The sequence below is a fragment of the Kluyvera sp. Awk 3 genome, assembly GCF_028069715.1.
In the GTDB taxonomy this organism is placed as follows: domain Bacteria; phylum Pseudomonadota; class Gammaproteobacteria; order Enterobacterales; family Enterobacteriaceae; genus Kluyvera; species Kluyvera georgiana_A.
The window spans coordinates 1-14,389 of sequence record NZ_JANEWH010000005.1 but is presented as its reverse complement, the minus strand read 5'-3'; the positions used below and the strand labels follow the sequence as shown (position 1 = coordinate 14,389).

The 14,389-nt window shown below is 55.6% G+C and carries 18 protein-coding genes; 6 read left to right on the top strand and 12 right to left on the bottom strand.

The window, feature by feature from the left end; genetic code table 11:
- Window positions 1-24: 24 nt before the first annotated feature.
- The 6 genes from ruvB to aspS all read right to left on the bottom strand — a co-directional run bounded on the left by ruvB (window position 25) and on the right by aspS (window position 5,296).
- Window positions 25-1,035: a Holliday junction branch migration DNA helicase RuvB gene (gene ruvB, locus NNN71_RS02260; protein ID WP_163447974.1), complete on the bottom strand. Its 1,011-nt coding sequence runs from the start codon at window positions 1,033-1,035 to the stop codon at window positions 25-27.
- 8 nt (window positions 1,036-1,043) lie between these two features.
- Window positions 1,044-1,655, bottom strand: coding sequence for a Holliday junction branch migration protein RuvA (ruvA, locus tag NNN71_RS02255; RefSeq protein ID WP_064544698.1), 612 nt, complete (start codon window positions 1,653-1,655; stop codon window positions 1,044-1,046).
- An 80-nt stretch (window positions 1,656-1,735) separates the two neighbouring features.
- Window positions 1,736-2,257: a crossover junction endodeoxyribonuclease RuvC gene (gene ruvC, locus NNN71_RS02250; RefSeq protein ID WP_064544692.1), complete on the bottom strand. Its 522-nt coding sequence runs from the start codon at window positions 2,255-2,257 to the stop codon at window positions 1,736-1,738.
- 34 nt (window positions 2,258-2,291) lie between these two features.
- Window positions 2,292-3,035: a YebC/PmpR family DNA-binding transcriptional regulator gene (locus NNN71_RS02245; protein ID WP_064544690.1), complete on the bottom strand. Its 744-nt coding sequence runs from the start codon at window positions 3,033-3,035 to the stop codon at window positions 2,292-2,294.
- 28 nt (window positions 3,036-3,063) lie between these two features.
- Entirely contained in the window at window positions 3,064-3,507 is a 444-nt protein-coding gene (gene nudB / locus NNN71_RS02240) for a dihydroneopterin triphosphate diphosphatase (RefSeq protein ID WP_163447972.1), read from the bottom strand.
- A 1-nt stretch (window position 3,508) separates the two neighbouring features.
- Window positions 3,509-5,296 (bottom strand): aspartate--tRNA ligase, encoded by a 1,788-nt coding sequence (gene aspS / locus NNN71_RS02235; protein ID WP_223802825.1) that lies wholly within the window; start codon window positions 5,294-5,296, stop codon window positions 3,509-3,511.
- 267 nt (window positions 5,297-5,563) lie between these two features.
- Between aspS and NNN71_RS02230 the strand changes: the two genes are divergently transcribed.
- The 5 genes from NNN71_RS02230 to cmoB are packed head-to-tail and all read left to right on the top strand — an operon-like array spanning window position 5,564 to window position 9,140.
- Complete coding sequence (locus NNN71_RS02230; protein WP_271457756.1) at window positions 5,564-6,130, top strand: hydrolase; 567 nt, start codon at window positions 5,564-5,566, stop codon at window positions 6,128-6,130.
- On the top strand, window positions 6,127-6,945 hold the full coding sequence (locus NNN71_RS02225; RefSeq protein WP_163447969.1) for a DUF72 domain-containing protein: 819 nt from the start codon (window positions 6,127-6,129) through the stop codon (window positions 6,943-6,945). Before NNN71_RS02230 ends, NNN71_RS02225 begins: the two co-directional genes overlap by 4 nt.
- Before the next feature lie 51 nt (window positions 6,946-6,996).
- Complete coding sequence (locus tag NNN71_RS02220; protein WP_064544680.1) at window positions 6,997-7,392, top strand: MAPEG family protein; 396 nt, start codon at window positions 6,997-6,999, stop codon at window positions 7,390-7,392.
- A 39-nt stretch (window positions 7,393-7,431) separates the two neighbouring features.
- Window positions 7,432-8,175 (top strand): carboxy-S-adenosyl-L-methionine synthase CmoA, encoded by a 744-nt coding sequence (cmoA, locus tag NNN71_RS02215; protein ID WP_167575565.1) that lies wholly within the window; start codon window positions 7,432-7,434, stop codon window positions 8,173-8,175.
- Complete coding sequence (cmoB, locus tag NNN71_RS02210) at window positions 8,172-9,140, top strand: tRNA 5-methoxyuridine(34)/uridine 5-oxyacetic acid(34) synthase CmoB (protein WP_065358126.1); 969 nt, start codon at window positions 8,172-8,174, stop codon at window positions 9,138-9,140. Before cmoA ends, cmoB begins: the two co-directional genes overlap by 4 nt.
- Before the next feature lie 234 nt (window positions 9,141-9,374).
- Here the strand turns inward: cmoB and cutC are convergent, their stop codons facing one another.
- Window positions 9,375-10,115: a copper homeostasis protein CutC gene (cutC, locus tag NNN71_RS02205; protein WP_163447966.1), complete on the bottom strand. Its 741-nt coding sequence runs from the start codon at window positions 10,113-10,115 to the stop codon at window positions 9,375-9,377.
- A gap of 74 nt (window positions 10,116-10,189) precedes the next feature.
- Window positions 10,190-10,756, bottom strand: coding sequence for a VOC family protein (locus NNN71_RS02200; RefSeq protein ID WP_167575563.1), 567 nt, complete (start codon window positions 10,754-10,756; stop codon window positions 10,190-10,192).
- A 211-nt stretch (window positions 10,757-10,967) separates the two neighbouring features.
- Here NNN71_RS02200 and argS point away from each other — a divergent pair, with 211 nt between their 5' ends.
- On the top strand, window positions 10,968-12,701 hold the full coding sequence (argS, locus tag NNN71_RS02195) for an arginine--tRNA ligase (RefSeq protein WP_163447964.1): 1,734 nt from the start codon (window positions 10,968-10,970) through the stop codon (window positions 12,699-12,701).
- Window positions 12,702-12,775: 74 nt separating this feature from the next.
- On the opposite strand, the gene NNN71_RS02190 is transcribed toward argS, so the two are convergent.
- The 4 genes from NNN71_RS02190 to ycgZ form a co-directional block, all read right to left on the bottom strand.
- Entirely contained in the window at window positions 12,776-13,336 is a 561-nt protein-coding gene (locus NNN71_RS02190) for a LuxR C-terminal-related transcriptional regulator (protein WP_163447963.1), read from the bottom strand.
- 92 nt (window positions 13,337-13,428) lie between these two features.
- The gene (locus NNN71_RS02185) at window positions 13,429-13,707 is read right to left on the bottom strand and encodes a biofilm development regulator YmgB/AriR family protein (RefSeq protein ID WP_442910498.1); all 279 of its coding nucleotides are present in this window, start codon (window positions 13,705-13,707) and stop codon (window positions 13,429-13,431) included.
- A gap of 28 nt (window positions 13,708-13,735) precedes the next feature.
- Window positions 13,736-14,041, bottom strand: coding sequence for a hypothetical protein (locus tag NNN71_RS02180; RefSeq protein ID WP_163447962.1), 306 nt, complete (start codon window positions 14,039-14,041; stop codon window positions 13,736-13,738).
- A gap of 63 nt (window positions 14,042-14,104) precedes the next feature.
- Window positions 14,105-14,344 carry a regulatory protein YcgZ gene (ycgZ, locus tag NNN71_RS02175; RefSeq protein WP_163447961.1) on the bottom strand — a complete coding sequence of 80 codons (240 nt, stop codon included), beginning with the start codon at window positions 14,342-14,344 and terminating at the stop codon, window positions 14,105-14,107.
- Between the last annotated feature and the right edge of the window lie 45 nt (window positions 14,345-14,389).

Genomic DNA, 14,389 nt, shown 5'->3' with positions numbered 1-14,389 from the left:
TGATAAGCGAAGCGCCATCAGACACTAAGGCATCTCGGGCGGCTGGATGCCGAAGTGCGTCCACGCGCGCGAGGTTGCCATACGGCCACGTGGCGTGCGCTGCAAGAACCCTTGCTGAATCAGATAGGGCTCCAGCACGTCCTCAATGGTTTCTCGCTCTTCGCCAATTGCCGCCGCCAGGTTATCCAACCCGACCGGCCCGCCAAAGAACTTATCAATCACCGCCAGCAGCAGCTTGCGGTCCATATAGTCAAAGCCTTCCGCGTCAACGTTCAGCATATCCAGCGCCTGCGCAGCAATCTCTGCGGAAATGGTGCCGTCGTGCTTCACTTCCGCATAATCGCGCACACGCCTGAGCAGGCGGTTGGCAATACGCGGCGTACCGCGTGCGCGACGCGCCACTTCCAGCGCGCCTTCATCGCTCATCTCCAGCCCCATATAGCGGGCGCTGCGGCCCACGATGTGCTGGAGATCAGGTACTTGATAAAATTCCAGACGCTGTACGATACCGAAGCGATCGCGCAGAGGCGAGGTCAGCGAACCCGCGCGGGTGGTGGCACCAATCAGGGTAAAGGGCGGCAGATCGATTTTAATCGACCGGGCAGCCGGGCCTTCGCCAATCATAATGTCCAACTGATAGTCTTCCATCGCCGGGTACAGCACCTCCTCGACGACCGGAGACAGGCGGTGGATCTCATCGATAAACAGCACATCATGAGGTTCAAGGTTGGTGAGCATGGCCGCCAGGTCGCCCGCTTTCTCCAGCACGGGGCCTGAGGTGGTGCGAAGGTTAACGCCCATTTCATTGGCCACGATATTCGCCAGCGTGGTTTTCCCTAAACCCGGCGGACCGAAGATGAGCAGATGGTCCAGCGCGTCGCCGCGCAGTTTCGCCGCCTGAATAAAGATTTCCATCTGCGAGCGCACCTGCGGCTGGCCGATGTACTCTTCCAGTAATTTCGGGCGGATGGCGCGATCGGCCACCTCTTCCGCTATCGTACTACCTGCTGAGATCAGGCGGTCTGCTTCAATCATCCTTTACCTCATAGCGCTGCGCGGAGCGCTTCGCGGATCAATGTTTCGCTGCTGGCGTCCGGACGGGCAATTTTGCTCACCATCCGGCTGGCTTCCTGAGGTTTATAGCCCAGCGCCACCAGCGCGGCAACCGCTTCCTGCTCGGCGTCGTCGCTCTCCGGGCCAGCCGGTGAGGTCAGTACCAAATCGGCGGCTGGCGTAAAGAGGTCGCCGTGCAGGCCTTTGAAGCGGTCTTTCATCTCGACGATAAGACGCTCGGCGGTTTTCTTGCCAATCCCCGGCAGCTTGACCAGTGCGCCCAGCTCTTCGCGTTCCACCGCGTTGACAAACTGCTGCGCCGACATGCCGGAGAGAATAGCCAACGCCAGCTTCGGGCCGACGCCGTTGGTTTTAATCAGCTCTTTAAACAGGGTACGTTCCTGTTTGTTGTTGAAACCGTACAGCAACTGCGCGTCTTCACGCACCACGAAGTGGGTAAAGACAATCGCTTCCTGCCCGGCTTCCGGCAGCTCGTAAAAACAGGTCATGGGCATATGCACTTCATAGCCGACGCCGCCGGTTTCCAGAAGGACCAACGGGGGTTGTTTTTCGAGAATGATGCCTCTGAGTCTGCCTATCACGTGACGCTCCTGCGTTAAGGGCTGAAATGTAATGTACTATCATAAAAAAAGGCTGGATGTTTATCCAGCCTCATTTGTGATTATCGCAACCGCCCACGCGCTAAATTCAACCTGGCGTCACTCACCTGCATGGCGTTCTGGCTGACGTGGCAGTGGGTAATGGCGATAGCCAGCGCATCCGCGGCATCGGCCTGTGGGTTGGCGGGCAGTTTGAGCAACGTGCGCACCATATGCTGAACCTGGCTTTTTTCCGCGCTACCGATACCCACCACGGTCTGTTTGACCTGACGGGCGGCGTACTCAAAGACCGGCAGTTCCTGGTTAGTGGCGGCGACAATCGCCACCCCGCGCGCCTGCCCCAGCTTAAGCGCCGAGTCGGCGTTTTTCGCCATAAAGACCTGTTCTATCGCGAAATAGTCCGGCTGGAACTGGGTGATAATCTCCGTCACGCCCGCGTAAATCAACTTCAGGCGCGACGGGAGATCCTCAACTTTGGTGCGAATGCAACCGCTGCCGAGGTAGGTCAACTGACGACCCACCTGGCGAATCACACCATAACCGGTGATGCGCGACCCCGGGTCAATGCCGAGAATAATAGCCATCACGCATCTCCTGTTATGTTAGGGTTCAGCCACCTCATTCTAAGGTAGCAGCAACCTCGTCAGAGATTTCACCGTTGTGGTAGACTTCCTGAACATCGTCACAGTCTTCCAGCATGTCGATAAGACGCAGCAGCTTCGGCGCGGTTTCCGCATCCATGTCCGCTTTGGTCGACGGAATCATTGAGACTTCAGCGGCGTCAGCTTTCAGACCCGCGGCTTCCAGCGCGTCGCGCACTTTGCCCATCTCTTCCCACGCGGTGTAAACGTCAATCGCGCCGTCATCGAAGGTCACAACGTCTTCAGCACCGGCTTCCAGCGCCGCTTCCATGATGACGTCTTCGTCGCCTTTCTCAAAAGAGATCACGCCTTTTTTGCTGAACAGGTAAGCAACCGAACCGTCAGTTCCCAGGTTGCCGCCGGTTTTGCTGAACGCGTGACGCACTTCCGCAACGGTACGGTTACGGTTATCGGACAGACATTCAATCATCACCGCCGTGCCGCCAGGACCGTAACCTTCATAGATGATGGTCTCCATATTCGAGTCTTCATCACCGCCCACACCGCGCGCAATGGCACGGTTCAGGGTGTCACGGGTCATGTTGTTGGACAGTGCTTTATCCACCGCCGCACGCAGACGCGGGTTAGCATCCGGATCACCGCCGCCCAGTTTGGCCGCCGTCACCAGCTCACGAATGATCTTGGTGAAAATTTTGCCGCGCTTTGCATCCTGCGCCGCTTTACGATGTCTGGTGTTGGCCCATTTACTATGACCTGCCATAAAAATATCTCCAAAAAACTTTGCCCTATCAGGCAGCGTTAATGACAAATTCTTCAATCGCCTGCCGGTTACTCCACGACTTGGTCAGCGCCGCCGCAACGGGCGCATCGAGCCATTGGTAGGCCAGGTGTTCAGTGAACACAATCTCCCGCTCGTGGGGCAGCGCAAGGCAGAACCAGGATTCCGTATTGCGCACCACGCCCGGCGCATAGCGATGTCGTAAATGTTGAAAAATTTCAAACTCCACCGTGCGCTGACAGTCCATCAAGGTCAGTTGCTCAGAAACAACGTCAATGGTGACCTCTTCCTTTACTTCGCGCATGGCGGCCTGCGACGCGGTTTCCCCCGCTTCCAGGCTGCCGGTAACCGACTGCCAGAAATCGGGGTCATCGCGTCGCTGCAGCATCAGCACCCGTTTACTGTCCTGGGCATAAATGACCACCAGAATAGAGACGGGCTGCTTGAATAGCATGTTACTCGTTCTCCGCCGACGCTTTCGGCTCTTTTGCCACAACCTGGATACCCAGCTCGCCCAGAGAGGCCGGATTGGGGAAGCTTGGCGCTTCGGTCATCAGGCAGGCAGCCGCGGTCGTTTTCGGGAAAGCGATAACGTCACGGATGTTGTCGGTGCCGGTCAGCAGCATGGTCAGACGGTCGAGACCGAATGCCAGACCCGCGTGCGGCGGCGTACCGTACTTCAGCGCGTCCAGCAGGAAGCCAAACTTCTCGCGCTGCTCTTGTTCGTTGATGCCGAGAATACCGAACACGGTCTGCTGCATGTCGCCACGGTGAATACGCACAGAACCGCCGCCCACTTCGTAGCCGTTGATCACCATATCGTAGGCGTTGGCGACTGCGTCTTCCGGTGCCGCTTTCAGTTCTTCGGCGGTCATGTCTTTCGGCGAGGTGAACGGGTGGTGCATCGCGGTCAGGCCGCCTTCACCGTCGTCTTCAAACATCGGGAAGTCGATAACCCACAGCGGCGCCCACATCGTTTCGTCGGTCAGATTCAGGTCTTTACCCAGCTTGAGGCGCAGCGCGCCCATCGCGTCGGCAACCACTTTCTTGTTATCCGCGCCGAAGAAGATCATGTCGCCGTCCTGCGCGCCAGTGCGCTCAAGGATAGCTTCAATGATGTCGGCGGTCAGGAATTTAGCGACCGGGCTGGTGATGCCTTCCAGACCTTTGGCGCGTTCGGTGACTTTGATGTATGCCAGGCCTTTCGCACCGTAGATCTTCACAAAGTTGCCGTATTCGTCGATCAGCTTACGGGTCAGCGCAGCACCGCCCGGTACGCGCAGCGCAGCTACGCGGCCTTTCGGATCGTTTGCCGGGCCGGAGAAGACGGCGAATTCCACGTCTTTCAGCAGGTCAGCAACGTCCACCAGCTCCATCGGGTTACGCAGGTCCGGTTTGTCGGAACCGTAACGGCGTTCAGCTTCGGCGAAGGTCATGATTGGGAAGTCGCCCAGATCCACGCCTTTAATTTCCAGCCACAGCTGACGCACCATCGCTTCCATCACTTCACGCACCTGCGGGGCTGTCATGAAGGAAGTTTCCACGTCGATCTGGGTAAATTCAGGTTGACGGTCAGCACGCAGATCTTCGTCACGGAAGCATTTTACAATCTGATAATAGCGGTCGAAACCGGACATCATCAGCAGCTGTTTGAACAGCTGAGGCGACTGCGGCAGCGCGTAGAATTTACCTTTGTGAACGCGAGACGGTACCAGGTAATCGCGCGCGCCTTCCGGGGTCGCTTTGGTCAGCATCGGGGTTTCGATATCGAGGAAACCGTGATCGTCCATAAAGCGGCGCACGAAGCTGGTGATTTTAGCGCGAGTTTTCAGGCGCTGAGCCATTTCCGGACGACGCAGATCGAGGTAGCGGTACTTCAGACGCGCTTCTTCGGTGTTGACGTGGTTAGAGTCCAGCGGCAGTGATTCTGAACGGTTGATGATAACCAGATCGGAAGCCAGAACTTCGATAGCGCCGGTTGCCATATCCGCGTTGATGTTCTTTTCGTCGCGCGCACGAACGGTGCCGGTTACCTGAATGCAGAACTCATTACGCAGTTCAGAGGCTAACTTCAACGCATCCGCACGGTCCGGATCGAAGAACACCTGTACGATGCCTTCACGGTCGCGCATATCGATAAAAATGAGGCTACCGAGATCACGACGGCGGTTGACCCAACCACACAGAGTCACCTGCTGCCCAACGTGGGACTGTCGAAGCTGTCCGCAATATTCTGTACGCATGAGATATCCCTTAACTTAGCCGTCGGCGGATTGTCGCCTGCCCTGCAGGCGTTACTGTCGCAGCTTTAGCTGAATGTCACTACTGGATGAAAAAAGGGGGCTATTATACTGGAAATTCTCGCTGACGATAAGCCCAGTGCGGTTTATACGCCTGTTTGCTGAACGCTTATTGCTTACGCTCACAAAAATTAACAATAATTATCCATTCGATCACCTGGCGACGATTGTAAGGTATGCCCCCAACAGCCCGCTTACAGAGGAAAAACCATGCTGAATTTAGTCGCAAACAAAACCGCTCTTGTCGTCATTGACTTGCAGGAAGGTATTCTGCCATTCGCCGGCGGCCCGCATACCGCGAGCGACGTCGTGGCACGCGCCGCGCGTTTAGCCGAAAAATGCCGCGCCGCCTCTGCGCCGGTGGTGATGGTTCGCGTGGGCTGGTCTGCCGACTTTGCCGAAGCGTTAAAACAACCGGTTGACGCGCAGGCCCCGGCAAAAGCGCTGCCGGACAACTGGTGGACCTACCCAGCGGAACTGGGTAAACAGGACAGCGATATCGAAGTGACCAAACGCCAGTGGGGCGCCTTCTACGGCACCGATCTTGAGATGCAGCTGCGTCGTCGCGGCATCGACACCATTATTCTGTGCGGCATTTCGACCAACATCGGCGTCGAGTCGACCGCACGTAACGCCTGGGAGCTGGGCTTTAATCTGATCATCGCCGAAGACGCGTGCAGCGCCGCTTCCGCTGAACAGCATCAGGGCAGCATGACGCATATTTTCCCGCGCATCGCCCGGGTTCGCAGCACCGAGGAGATCCTGGCCGCCTTATGATTTATCTAGGGCTTCCCCAATGGTCGCACCCGAAATGGGGGCGACTGGGTATTACCAGCCTTGAACAGTATGCTCGCTTCTTCAATTGCGTAGAGGGCAACACGACGCTGTACGCGCTGCCAAAAGCCGAGATCGTCGCCCGCTGGCAGGCGCAGACGGACGATAACTTCCGTTTCTGCTTTAAGTTTCCGGCGACCATTTCGCATCAGGCAGCGCTGCGCCAGTGTGACGATCTCACGCAGGAATTTTTCCAGCGGCTATCGCCGCTCGCCGGGCGGATTGGCCAGTACTGGTTACAGCTTCCCGCGACCTTTGGGCCGCGCGACCTCCCCGCACTATGGGCTTTCCTCGACAGCCTGCCGAAAGATTTCCATTACGGCGTGGAAGTTCGTCATCCTGGCTTTTTCAGTAAAGGGGATGAAGAACGGCAGCTTAATCGTGGCCTGCACGAACGCGGGGTGAATCGCGTGATTCTCGACAGCCGCCCGGTGCATGCCGCGATCCCGCACAATGAAGCTATCATCGAGGCACAGCGTAAAAAGCCGAAAGTGCCGGTGCACGCTGTGGTCACCGCCGGGCAGCCGATGGTGCGCTTTATCGGCAGCGATAATATGGCGCAAAATCTGGCGATGTTTACACCGTGGCTGGAAAAATTGCCGCTATGGCAGCAAACCGCCACGCCCTATTTGTTCCTGCATACGCCGGATATCGCCCAGGCGCCCGAGCTGGTAGACGCTTTGTGGAATACGCTGCGCGCCGCCCTTCCCGACCTCGGCGAGGCGCCGGCAATACCACAACAATCTTCTCTTTTCTGACGTTCCTACCTATGATAATGAGTGCCATCTGCCAACAGAAAGGGAGTTTGTATGGTTAGCGCGTTGTATGCCGTGCTGGCGGCATTGTTGCTGATAAAGTTTTCCTTTGATGTCGTTCGCCTGCGTATGCTGTACCGCGTTGCCTACGGTGACGGCGGCTTTAGCGAGCTGCAGAGCGCCATCCGCATTCACGGCAACGCGGTGGAATACATCCCCATTGGCGTGGTACTGCTGCTGTTTATGGAAATGAACGGCGCTGAGACCTGGATGGTGCACATTTGCGGCCTGTTGCTGCTGGCCGGGCGGCTGATGCACTATTATGGATTCCATCATCGCCTCTTCCGTTGGCGGCGCTCCGGCATGAGCGCAACCTACATTTCGCTGTTGCTAATGGTGCTGGCGAACCTCTGGTATATGCCGTGGGAGTTGGTTTTCTCCCTTCATTAGCGCACAATACGCCGTTTTTATTTTTCCGGATTTCACCTTATGTCTGACCGCGACACGCTATTTTCTGCCCCGATCGCCCATCTTGGCGACTGGACTTTCGACGAACGGGTAGCCGAAGTCTTCCCGGATATGATCCAACGTTCCGTACCGGGCTACTCGAATATTATCTCGATGATTGGCATGCTGGCCGAGCGCTTTGTGCAGCCCGGCACGCAGGTCTACGATCTGGGATGCTCGCTGGGTGCGGCCACCCTCTCCGTACGCCGTAACATCGCCTATAACGACTGCCGTATCATCGCCGTCGACAACTCTCCCGCGATGATTGAACGCTGCCGCCGCCATATCGACGCCTACAAAGCGCCGACCCCGGTCGAGGTGATTGAAGGTGACATTCGCGATATTGAAATTCACAACGCCTCCATGGTGGTGCTGAACTTTACCGTGCAGTTCCTCGAACCCGCTGAACGTCAGGCGTTATTGAACAAAATTTATCAGGGGCTCAACCCTGGCGGCGCGCTGGTGCTGTCAGAGAAGTTCAGCTTCGAAGACGCGACCGTCGGCGAATTGCTGTTTAACATGCACCATGACTTTAAGCGCGCCAACGGCTATAGCGAGCTGGAAATCAGCCAGAAGCGCAGCATGCTGGAAAACGTCATGCTGACCGACTCCGTTGAAGTGCACAAAGCGCGTCTGCGCGAGGCCGGTTTCGAACACAGCGAGCTGTGGTTCCAGTGCTTTAACTTTGGCTCCCTGGTGGCACTGAAAGCAGGAACCCCGGCATGATCGAATTCGGCAATTTTTATCAGTTAATCGCCAAAAGCCCGCTCTCCCACTGGCTGGAAACGCTGCCCGCGCAGATTGGCGCCTGGCAGCGCGATCAGCATGGTCTGTTTAAGCAATGGGCCAATGCCGTTGAATTTCTGCCAGAAATTCAACCCTGGAAACTTGACCTGCTGCACAGCGTCACCGCGGAAAGCGAAACGCCGCTGAGTGAAGGCCAGCTTAAACGCATTGATACCTTGATGCGTAACCTGATGCCGTGGCGTAAAGGACCATTTTCACTGTATGGCGTTAACATCGACACCGAATGGCGCTCCGACTGGAAATGGGAGCGCGTATTACCGCATCTGTCTGACCTGAGCGGGCGTACCATTCTCGACGTCGGTTGCGGCAGCGGTTATCACCTGTGGCGTATGATTGGCGCAGGCGCGCATCTGGCAGTCGGTATCGACCCGACCCAGCTGTTCCTGTGCCAGTTTGAAGCGGTGCGTAAATTGCTGGGTAACGATCAACGCGCGCACCTGCTGCCGCTGGGTATCGAGCAGCTTCCGGCGCTGAAAGCGTTTGATACCGTCTTTTCAATGGGGGTGTTGTACCACCGCCGCTCGCCGCTGGAGCATATCTGGCAGTTGAAAGATCAGCTGGTCAGCGAGGGTGAGCTGGTACTGGAAACGCTGGTGGTGGAAGGCGACGAGAATACGGTGCTGGTGCCAGGAGACCGCTACGCGCAAATGCGCAACGTCTATTTTATTCCGTCCGCGCTGGCGCTGAAAAACTGGCTCGAGAAGTGCGGCTTTGTCGACGTACGCATCGCTGATATGAGCGTGACGACCACCGAAGAGCAGCGCCGCACCGAGTGGATGGTGACCGAGTCGCTGGCTGACTTCCTTGACCCGAACGACCCGAGCAAAACGGTGGAGGGCTATCCCGCCCCGCTGCGCGCGGTCCTGATTGCCCGGAAGCCATAACCCTATTTTCCGTTCCCAGGCACATTTTCTCCTGAATATTTCAGCCTGCAACAAGGCGGCGACGCAGCGAGTCCCCTGGAGCGTACATCAGTACGTGACTGGGGCGAGCGAGGAAAGCCAACGCAGTGGCGGGTTGAAATATGACGGAGAAAAAAAGGCCCCTGTTTAATGGGCAGGGGCCTGGTACAAGCAAGCATCATATTGGGCGATATGACGCGCGGTAAAAAACGTTAGCTACTCATGCTGCGTGATGATCGCTTTCATTGCGGCCACTGCCGCGCCGTCGACGGCATAACGCGAATACTCATCAGCTTCAGGATCCGTTGACATTGACAACCCGGGGTTGCGATAACGCATGTCGGAGGGCAGCCATTGCCCCGCTGAACTGTGCACTTCTTTGACGCCTGCTTCCAGGAAGAGCGTAAGGTTGCTCGCTCTTACTCCTGCACCCGCCATAATGGTTGGAGTATCGTTACGGGCGATTAGTTCCCGAATTAATGAAATACCTTTTTCCGCCGACGGCTGTTGCCCCGAAGTCAGTATGCGGGCGACACCTAATTCCGCCAGTGCATCAGCAGCTTGCAGCGGATTCGCACACATATCAAACGCCCGGTGGAATGTCACCGCCAGCGGCCCCGCGGCTACCATAATTTGTCGCATCCGTGGGATATCGACCTGCCCTTCGGGGTTGAGCACGCCAATCACAACGCCGGGATACCCCAACGAACGAACCTGGCGAACATCTTCCAGCATGGCGGCAAACTCACCGTCGGTATAACAAAAATCACCGCCTCGCGGGCGAATAATGGGATGGATGGGTATCGTCACCCGTTGGCGCGTGGCTCTCAACACGCCGTACGACGGCGTCAGACCACCTTCCAACGGCGCGGCGCACAGTTCAATGCGGTCGGCCCCGTTCTGCTGCGCGATAACCGCGCATTCCGTGCTGTAACAGCAGATCTCCAGCAATGCCATGTCTCTCTCCATTTTTCTCCAGCATCCGATCATGCCACTGTTCCGTGCGACAGACCCCGCGTTAGCTCACATTGTTACACTGCCTGCTCACTGGCAACGATCTCTTCAATCGTCCACGGATGAAATTTTACCGTCACCTTGCCGTCAGTCACCGCCATGGTAGGGTTGGGCAAGCGTTCGCGTTCCCCTTTCGGCGAGCTGGTTTTCACCGAAATACCCGGCTGGCTCAAGCCGTCATCGGACAGCAACGCCAGCGCGCGGGCGTTAAGTTGCGCCGGTTCGCCCGGCAGGACGATTTCAATATGCTCCCAACCTTCATGGGGATAACGCTTCTCCCCCGGCCACGGCAGTTCAACGACCGTAAACTGCCAGTGCGCGACGCAGACCGGCTCATCAAGTTTGAACAGACAGATGGGACGACCATTGATAATGTTTTCCGACAGCAGCGTACCACACTGCTCGAAACCGGCTCGCCAGCGTTCGGCAGTGGCATTCTGATGGCAGCGTAACGAAATGTGGTCAGCGTTGAGCGGCGCAATATCCAACCCCAGTCGCCGGGCAAGCGCGCTGAGCGCCTCGGTGAAGCGCGGGAGATCCGCAGAAATATCCTGTAGCTGTGCCATCGTCTGCCAGTTTGCCATTTCAGCCCTACTCTTAATCAATGAAAAGGCTAATCTACCCTGTTGTTGGCGCTGAACCAACCTATGAGGCGGACAAGCGATTAATCCCTGTTCAGGCGGCGTTGGGCCAATGCTGACGGCATCCGGCAAATGCAGTATACTCCCGCCTTAATTTATCCACACCCGGCGCTGAACCAGCATGGTGACGGCGTCTAAAACGTAAGGTATTCCGGTGAATATTCAGGCTCTTCTCTCAGAAAAAGTCAGTCAGGCCATGATTGCGGCAGGCGCACCTGCCGATTGCGAACCACAGGTTCGTCAGTCAGCAAAAGTACAGTTCGGCGACTATCAGGCTAACGGCGTGATGGCGGTTGCTAAGAAGCTGGGCATGGCGCCGCGACAACTGGCAGAGCAGGTACTGTCTCATCTCCAGCTTGATGGCATCGCCAATAAAGTGGAAATCGCCGGGCCGGGCTTTATCAATATCTTCCTCGATCCCGCCTTCCTGGCCGAGCATGTCACTCAGGCGCTGAAAAGCGATCGTCTGGGCATCGCGCAGCCGGAAGCGCAGACCATCGTGGTCGACTACTCCGCGCCAAACGTCGCCAAAGAGATGCACGTGGGCCACCTGCGCTCCACCATCATCGGCGACGCCGCGGTACGTACCCTTGAGCTGATGGGCCATAAGGTTATCCGCGCCAACCACGTCGGCGACTGGGGTACCCAGTTCGGTATGCTGATTGCGTGGCTGGAAAAGCAGCAGCAGGACAACGCCGGCGAAATGGCGCTGGCGGACCTTGAAGGTTTCTACCGCGATGCGAAAAAACATTACGACGAAGACGAAGCCTTCGCCGAGCGCGCGCGTAGCTACGTGGTGAAGCTGCAGGGCGGCGACGAATACTTCCGTAAAATGTGGCGTCAGCTGGTCGACATTACCATGTCCCAGAATCAGCTGACCTACGATCGCCTGAACGTGACGCTAACCCGTGACGACGTGATGGGTGAAAGCCTGTACAACCCGATGCTACCGGGTATCGTAGCCGATCTCAAAGCCAAAGGTCTGGCGGTAGAGAGCGAAGGTGCAACCGTGGTGTTCCTTGACGAATTCAAGAACAAAGAAGGCGAGCCGATGGGGGTCATCATCCAGAAAAAGGATGGCGGCTACCTGTACACCACCACCGATATCGCCTGTGCGAAATATCGCTACGAAACGCTGCACGCCGACCGCGTACTGTATTACATCGATTCCCGTCAGCACCAGCACCTGATGCAGGCGTGGACCATCGTGCGTAAAGCGGGCTACGTTCCGGATTCCGTGCCGCTGGAGCACCACATGTTCGGCATGATGCTGGGTAAAGACGGCAAGCCGTTCAAAACCCGCGCCGGCGGTACCGTGAAGCTGGCAGATCTGCTGGATGAAGCGCTGGAGCGCGCGCGTCGCCTGGTGGCTGAGAAGAACCCGGATATGCCGGCTGACGAGCTGGAAAAACTGGCTAACGCCGTCGGTATCGGCGCGGTGAAATATGCGGATCTCTCCAAAAACCGCACCACCGACTACGTGTTCGACTGGGACAATATGCTGGCCTTTGAAGGCAACACCGCGCCGTATATGCAGTATGCCTATACTCGCGTGCTGTCCGTATTCCGTAAAGCGGAGCTGGAAGAAAGCGAGATCGTTAACGCCGCGGTTACCATTACCGAAGAGCGTGAAGCCCAACTGGCCGCACGCCTGCTGCAGTTCGAAGAAACGCTGAACGTGGTTGCTCGCGACGGTACGCCGCACGTGATGTGCGCCTACCTGTACGATCTGGCCGGTCTGTTCTCTGGCTTCTATGAGCACTGCCCAATCCTCTCTGCCGAGAGCGAAGCGGTGCGTAATAGCCGCCTGAAGCTGGCGCTGCTGACGGCGAAAACGCTGAAGCTCGGCCTCGATACCCTGGGTATTGAAACCGTAGAACGTATGTAATTCGATGCAGATATGAAACAAAGCCCGCGTCAGTACGCGGGCTTTTTTTATTCATCGGCCTGCAAGCAGCAAACTCAATGCAACCGGTGACTCTCCGCCAGCCAATTTTTGAAGATGTCACTGTGCAGTTTGTGCATCAAATCCACGGCCCCACTACAGCCTATTTTTTTCATCAGCGACTGGCGTGCCTGGTAAACCGTTTTGATATGCAGATCCATCAGCTCACTCATATCTGCGATCCGTTTGCCTTGCTTAATTAAATCAATTAACAGCCGTTCACGTTGGCTTAAGGAAACCGACGATTTATACATTCGCGGCTCTTCTGTTTTATCAGCAATTGAAATAACAAACCGCTGCAATTCCTCAATGCTTGACCGCATTGGAAATTGATAAATAGATCCGTTATTCAGAAATTGAAAGAATGAGCTATCGGTCAGTAACACTATTTTCGTTGTTTGCAGATCATAATTATATTCGCGAACTTCACTGTATCTCTGCTCGGTTAAAAACACATAGCGAATTGTGTCATCCGCCAATGAGAACTGGGTAAAGATGCTCTCGAGCCCCTGCCTGAGATAATTATCCGAAAGCCAAAAATCGGCATGCTTTGTCCGTACATAGTCGTCTCTACGCATGATGAAGTTATCCAGTGAAGGCGAAACAGGGAAAGGTCGATAATAAATTATTGACCAACCGTTTAATATTTAACGATTATCGAACCTTATATTCAAATATCATCCATGGTATGACCCACAACAATCTCCAGCGTATTTCTAATCACGTCGGCCTGAACAATGTCTTCGGTAACCTCCAAACGCTGTACAAGGGATAAAATGATATTTTTATTATTAATGCATTCTCCCCGCATCAGAATATGGCGAATGATGGAACCTAAAACAACCGCTTCTTCAGCCAGCACTTCACCAGAGTGACGAAAATGGTCTGACAGAGAATGATCGCGTAACGCGCTGTAAATATCGGGTTGTTGAGTCATTGCTGTGTTCATTTTTTTCACCATTAATAAAAGTAAGGTCTCAGTGCACTTTTCCCTTTCCTGAGTTTAAGCTTGCGCTTTTACCCGATAACGATTGGACCACTTCCATCTGTCCACGCGTGATTTGCTGCTTCGTTTCCTGGTTTTTATCCATCAGTACCGCCTCAATATCAGCAATGACCGATGTATAGACACGGCGTCGACTCGCGTCGGTTTCGATCGCCTGCAGAGAACGCAGTTCGGTAAGTAGAGCCATCGAGTTTACCGGCGCCTTACGCTTGAGTAATAACAACACTGCCTGCCCAATAAGTTCGTCAGTCAGTTTCTCAATGTCACTTCGCTTCATTACTACGCTCTCTCTTTCGATTGTCCCTCGTTCGCAGCCGCGATCGAGGGTTGAGTACGCCATTCAGCGCTCAAAAAGCAGACCGATCAACGCGTTGTAGTGGCCTTTCTCCTTCTCGCACGAGGTTTTCTCCAGCCGACTCAGTAACTTCGTACAAAGCGCTTTACGGTTAAGGTGACGACCATCGTGCAGTATCTCGACCACAATCTGACCCAGCGTTTCCTGCTGCGTTGGCAAGCTGGCCTTATTGAAATACTGTGCAATGGCACCAGCCGTATCAAAAATGTAACCATTTTGCTGCATGTGTTTCTCCTGTACGAGATAAGTAAAAGATAAACAGTGTGTGAT

Excerpts from the sequence above, each read along its gene's own strand:
- ruvB (WP_163447974.1), bottom strand. The coding sequence starts at position 1,035 with ATGATTGAAGCAGACCGCCTGATCTCAGCAGGTAGTACGATAGCGGAA.
- ruvC (WP_064544692.1), bottom strand. The coding sequence starts at position 2,257 with ATGGCTATTATTCTCGGCATTGACCCGGGGTCGCGCATCACCGGTTAT.
- NNN71_RS02245 (WP_064544690.1), bottom strand. The coding sequence starts at position 3,035 with ATGGCAGGTCATAGTAAATGGGCCAACACCAGACATCGTAAAGCGGCG.
- nudB (WP_163447972.1), bottom strand. The coding sequence starts at position 3,507 with ATGCTATTCAAGCAGCCCGTCTCTATTCTGGTGGTCATTTATGCCCAG.
- aspS (WP_223802825.1), bottom strand. The coding sequence starts at position 5,296 with ATGCGTACAGAATATTGCGGACAGCTTCGACAGTCCCACGTTGGGCAG.
- NNN71_RS02230 (WP_271457756.1), top strand. The coding sequence starts at position 5,564 with ATGCTGAATTTAGTCGCAAACAAAACCGCTCTTGTCGTCATTGACTTG.
- NNN71_RS02225 (WP_163447969.1), top strand. The coding sequence starts at position 6,127 with ATGATTTATCTAGGGCTTCCCCAATGGTCGCACCCGAAATGGGGGCGA.
- NNN71_RS02220 (WP_064544680.1), top strand. The coding sequence starts at position 6,997 with ATGGTTAGCGCGTTGTATGCCGTGCTGGCGGCATTGTTGCTGATAAAG.
- cmoA (WP_167575565.1), top strand. The coding sequence starts at position 7,432 with ATGTCTGACCGCGACACGCTATTTTCTGCCCCGATCGCCCATCTTGGC.
- cmoB (WP_065358126.1), top strand. The coding sequence starts at position 8,172 with ATGATCGAATTCGGCAATTTTTATCAGTTAATCGCCAAAAGCCCGCTC.
- cutC (WP_163447966.1), bottom strand. The coding sequence starts at position 10,115 with ATGGCATTGCTGGAGATCTGCTGTTACAGCACGGAATGCGCGGTTATC.
- NNN71_RS02200 (WP_167575563.1), bottom strand. The coding sequence starts at position 10,756 with ATGGCAAACTGGCAGACGATGGCACAGCTACAGGATATTTCTGCGGAT.
- NNN71_RS02190 (WP_163447963.1), bottom strand. The coding sequence starts at position 13,336 with ATGCGTAGAGACGACTATGTACGGACAAAGCATGCCGATTTTTGGCTT.
- NNN71_RS02185 (WP_442910498.1), bottom strand. The coding sequence starts at position 13,707 with ATGAACACAGCAATGACTCAACAACCCGATATTTACAGCGCGTTACGC.
- NNN71_RS02180 (WP_163447962.1), bottom strand. The coding sequence starts at position 14,041 with ATGAAGCGAAGTGACATTGAGAAACTGACTGACGAACTTATTGGGCAG.
- ycgZ (WP_163447961.1), bottom strand. The coding sequence starts at position 14,344 with ATGCAGCAAAATGGTTACATTTTTGATACGGCTGGTGCCATTGCACAG.